The sequence below is a fragment of the Arthrobacter sp. B0316-1-20 genome (assembly GCF_059091865.1).
Genome location: NZ_JBNHHC010000195.1, coordinates 1 through 3,382 on the forward strand (window position 1 = coordinate 1; position 3,382 = coordinate 3,382).

Genomic DNA, 3,382 nt, shown 5'->3' on the forward strand with positions numbered 1-3,382 from the left:
GTGGGGCTCGCTCAACGGAAGGATGGCCCGCAGGACGGCATAATATCCGGCGCCGAAGCCGGCGCCGGCGGCCACGGTTCCGGCGAAATAGGCGCCCGCGGCACCCAGAACGACACCGGCGACAATCGCCCCGACTCCCGCTATCAGTGCTCTCCTTCGTACTGTCCCTGGCGTGAGGCCTGCCGGACTTAGCGGCGTCCGGGCGCCGGCACACGGATGGACAGCGGGTCCATCGCCTGGAACGTCTCATACTGGCCGTTGAAGACTTCCCGCCCCTCCGGGGTGAGAAACGCGTCCACGGCCTGCCATACGAGGTGTTCACCCGCCACCCGCGGCACGGCGGCTTTGAAAGCGACCAGGGGGATCCGCTGGAGAGCCTCGGCAGCGGCGTCGGCGTCTCCGGAGGGGATGGACAGGACCCCGCCGGTCGGCGAGAAGCTGACCCACGGATCCGTGATCCGGACAAAGAGCATGCCGTAGTGGCCGGACAGCCGGACGTCGCCGCCGAAGCGCAGCGTGCCCGTGCCGACGGCCGGGTCGTAGTCTCCGCCGCCGGGTGCGAAGTTGAAGAAGCCGGATTTGAGCATTTCCGCGCCGTCGGTCGCCGAAACAGTCCCGTCCGGCAGCTCCATCATGTACCTGATGAAACTGCGCTTGATGCCCCATGTCAGGCCGAGCGGAGGCGGCCCGTCCTGTGCCGGGGAATCAGAAGCCATGTGGTCCTCCTTGGACAGCAAATCCCTTGTTGCTTCCGAAGCTTAGCGGACCTTCGGCAACCTCTTGACGTGGGCGTAACAGAGGCGCAGACTGTAATCAACTATATGGTTGATCAACAAATAGGTTGAATGCGGCGAGGGGAACGGGCGTGGCACCGGAGAACGAGGAACTGCTCAACAAGGCGTTCCTTGCGCTCGCGGATCCGGCCCGCCGCCGGATCATCGCGCGGCTCAGCCGCGGACCGGCCACCGTCAATGAGCTGGCGGAACCCTTCGAGATCTCGAAGCAGGCGGTCTCGAAGCACATCCAGGTCCTTGAGCAGGCGCAGCTGGTGACGCGTTCCCGCGATGCCCAGCGCCGGCCCGTCCACCTGAACCCTGCACGGCTGGAGGCGTTGACCGCCTGGATCGACCAGTACAGACTGGTCCGGGAGGCGCAGTTCCGCAGCCTCGATGCCGTACTCCGGAAGCAGCAGCAAAAAGCAGCACAGCACCCTGAGGAGTCATCATGAGCAACGACCTGAAACTGACAGTTCCCGAAGGCGTCCCGTTCATCGACTGGACCCGTGAGTTCGACTTCCCCGTGGCGGACGTCTTCCGCGCCCACAAGGAGCCGGAGCTGATCACCCAGTGGCTCGGACCGCGGGGCACCAACGTGGACATCGACCACTACGACTTCGTCTCCGGCGGCTCGTACAAGTACCTCCACACCGGCCCGGACGGCGCCTCCTACGCATTCAGCGGCATCTTCCACACCGTCCGCGAGAACGACTTCGCCATCCAGACGTTCGAGTTCGACGGTTACCCGGACGTCGTGAGCATCGAGTTCCTGACGTTCGAGGACCTCGGCGGCGGGCGCTCCCGGCTGGCCGGGCACGCGGTCTACCCCACCCAGGAGGCACGCGACGGCATGGCTGCCTCCGGCATGGAGGGCGGCATGTCCGAAGGCTATGAGCGGCTCGAGGAGCTGCTTGGAAAGGAATCGTCATGAGCAACGCACTGAAGCTCACCCTGCCGGAGGCCAGCCCCTACATCGAATATGAGCGGGAGCTCGACTTCCCCGTGGCCGAGGTGTTCCGCGCCCACACCGACCCGGAGCTGTACCGGCAGTGGATCGGTCCGCGAGGGCTGACCACCCGGATCGACCGGTTCGAGTGTCGTGCCGGCGGCTCCTACCGCTTCGTCCAGTGGGGCGAGGACGGCACCGAGCACGCCTTCCGCGGCACGTTCCACACGGTCCGCGGGAATGAATTCATCCTCCAGACCTTCGAGTACGAGGCCTGGCCGGACGCAGTGTCCCTCGAGTACTCGACCTTCGAGGATCTGGGCGGCGGCCGCTGCCGGCTCATCGGCCGCTCGGTCTGCTCCAGCATTGAGGCCCGCGACGCCATGGCCGCTTCCGGCATGGAGGGCGGCATGGCTGAGGGCTATGAGCGGCTTGAGGAGTTGCTCGGCGCACCTTAACTACGAGTCGAAGCCGGGCCGCGGCACATGCGACATGAGGCTCTGGGAGAAGCCGCCGTCCGCCACAATGTCCTGGCCGGTGACGTAGGAGGAGCGGTCGGAGGCCAGGAACAGAATGGCGTTGGCCATGTCCGCCGGGTCGGCGATCCGGCGCAGTGGGACAACATTCTGTCGCGCTTCGAGCACCCCGGGGGTCTGGTAGAAGCTCTCGCTCATCGGCGTGCGGACCAGGCCGGGGCTGACCACGTTGGAGCGGATGCCGTGCGGGCCCCATTCGAACGCCAGCTGGCGGGAGAGCATAGTCAGGCCGGCCTTGGCGGGGGAGTAGGCACCGCTGTAGGGCTGGGGTTCCGATCCCGCGATGGAACCGACATGGACGATGGAGCCGCCGCGGTCCATGAGGCGGCGGGCGCCCTGGGCGACCAGGGAGGCTCCGGTGAGATCGACATTGAGGGTCAGGTTACAGTCCTTCTGCGCCAGCTCGTCCAGCTTTCCGGCCGTCAGGACGTTGGCCACGTTGGCCAGCACGTCCAGCGTTCCCCAGTCGTCCTGCACGCGTTGGAAGGTCGCGGCGACGTCGTCCTGGTCGGCGACATTCGCCGTGTAATGCGGGGTTCCGGTGCCGGCTATTTCCTTGATGAGCGGGGCGGTTTCGGCCGCGCCCTCGGCGTTAAGGTCCATCGGTGCTGGAGTGCCCCGGCTTCGGCGAAGGCCAGGGCGACCTGCCGCCCGATACCGCGGCTGCCGCCGGTGACAATGACCTTCTTGCCGTCGAGCCCGAGCCATGACGCCGCTGTCTGCTCAGCCATGATGTGTTCCTTCCTGCGGGGAGTCTCCCGCCATGGTGGCACTCCGGAGGAGGGCGGCGTGGGACGCATGCCGTTGAATGGAAAGAAGGCGGTTCACTCGGCGCCGGTTGGGTCTGGAAGGAGTCGCGCTAACTGACCAATGGCCACTTGGTGGACAACGTGATTTGACCATTGGTCACTGGGCGGGGGCCGCCACGGGCTCTAAACCCCGTACACGTCCCGCCGCGCCGCCACGTACCGGCCCCGCACCTCGGCGCCCCAGCCCGATGTCCCCGGTTCGAAGGACTCCTCGATGGTCCGTTTCCAGTCCGGGTACTCGCCGGTGGCGGCCCACCCCGCCTGCCGGGCGGCGCCGAGCGCCACGTATTCGCCCGGGGACGGCACCTCCACCGG

General features: G+C 66.8%; 6 protein-coding genes and 1 pseudogene. 3 read left to right on the top strand and 4 right to left on the bottom strand.

The window, feature by feature from the left end; translation table 11 throughout:
* Positions 1–188 precede the first annotated feature (188 nt).
* On the bottom strand, positions 189–716 hold the full coding sequence (locus AC5RW2_RS41670) for an HtaA domain-containing protein (RefSeq protein ID WP_494031796.1): 528 nt from the start codon (positions 714–716) through the stop codon (positions 189–191).
* A 149-nt stretch (positions 717–865) separates the two neighbouring features.
* Here AC5RW2_RS41670 and AC5RW2_RS41675 point away from each other — a divergent pair, with 149 nt between their 5' ends.
* Genes AC5RW2_RS41675 through AC5RW2_RS41685 form a run of 3 tightly spaced genes read left to right on the top strand, consistent with a single transcriptional unit; the run spans position 866 to position 2,180 of the window.
* Entirely contained in the window at positions 866–1,228 is a 363-nt protein-coding gene (locus AC5RW2_RS41675; RefSeq protein ID WP_494031797.1) for an ArsR/SmtB family transcription factor, read from the top strand.
* On the top strand, positions 1,225–1,707 hold the full coding sequence (locus AC5RW2_RS41680; protein WP_494031798.1) for an SRPBCC family protein: 483 nt from the start codon (positions 1,225–1,227) through the stop codon (positions 1,705–1,707). Before AC5RW2_RS41675 ends, AC5RW2_RS41680 begins: the two co-directional genes overlap by 4 nt.
* Entirely contained in the window at positions 1,704–2,180 is a 477-nt protein-coding gene (locus AC5RW2_RS41685) for an SRPBCC family protein (protein ID WP_494031799.1), read from the top strand. The genes AC5RW2_RS41680 and AC5RW2_RS41685 overlap by 4 nt, the downstream gene beginning before the upstream one ends.
* Here AC5RW2_RS41685 and AC5RW2_RS41690 read toward each other — a convergent pair whose 3' ends face one another.
* From AC5RW2_RS41690 to AC5RW2_RS41700, 3 genes and pseudogenes are all read right to left on the bottom strand, one after another.
* Positions 2,181–2,861: an SDR family oxidoreductase gene (locus AC5RW2_RS41690; RefSeq protein ID WP_494031800.1), complete on the bottom strand. Its 681-nt coding sequence runs from the start codon at positions 2,859–2,861 to the stop codon at positions 2,181–2,183.
* The gene (locus tag AC5RW2_RS41695) at positions 2,807–2,989 is read right to left on the bottom strand and encodes a hypothetical protein (RefSeq protein ID WP_494031801.1); all 183 of its coding nucleotides are present in this window, start codon (positions 2,987–2,989) and stop codon (positions 2,807–2,809) included. The genes AC5RW2_RS41690 and AC5RW2_RS41695 overlap by 55 nt, the downstream gene beginning before the upstream one ends.
* 201 nt (positions 2,990–3,190) lie before the next feature.
* Positions 3,191–3,382 (bottom strand): annotated as a pseudogene (locus tag AC5RW2_RS41700) (xylulose kinase); the annotation flags it as partial.

What these genes read in the sequence shown, in the direction of transcription:
- AC5RW2_RS41670 (WP_494031796.1), bottom strand. Translation starts at nt 716, where the DNA reads ATGGCTTCTGATTCCCCGGCACAGGACGGGCCGCCTCCGCTCGGCCTG.
- AC5RW2_RS41690 (WP_494031800.1), bottom strand. Translation starts at nt 2,861, where the DNA reads ATGGACCTTAACGCCGAGGGCGCGGCCGAAACCGCCCCGCTCATCAAG.
- AC5RW2_RS41685 (WP_494031799.1), top strand. Translation starts at nt 1,704, where the DNA reads ATGAGCAACGCACTGAAGCTCACCCTGCCGGAGGCCAGCCCCTACATC.
- AC5RW2_RS41680 (WP_494031798.1), top strand. Translation starts at nt 1,225, where the DNA reads ATGAGCAACGACCTGAAACTGACAGTTCCCGAAGGCGTCCCGTTCATC.
- AC5RW2_RS41695 (WP_494031801.1), bottom strand. Translation starts at nt 2,989, where the DNA reads ATGGCTGAGCAGACAGCGGCGTCATGGCTCGGGCTCGACGGCAAGAAG.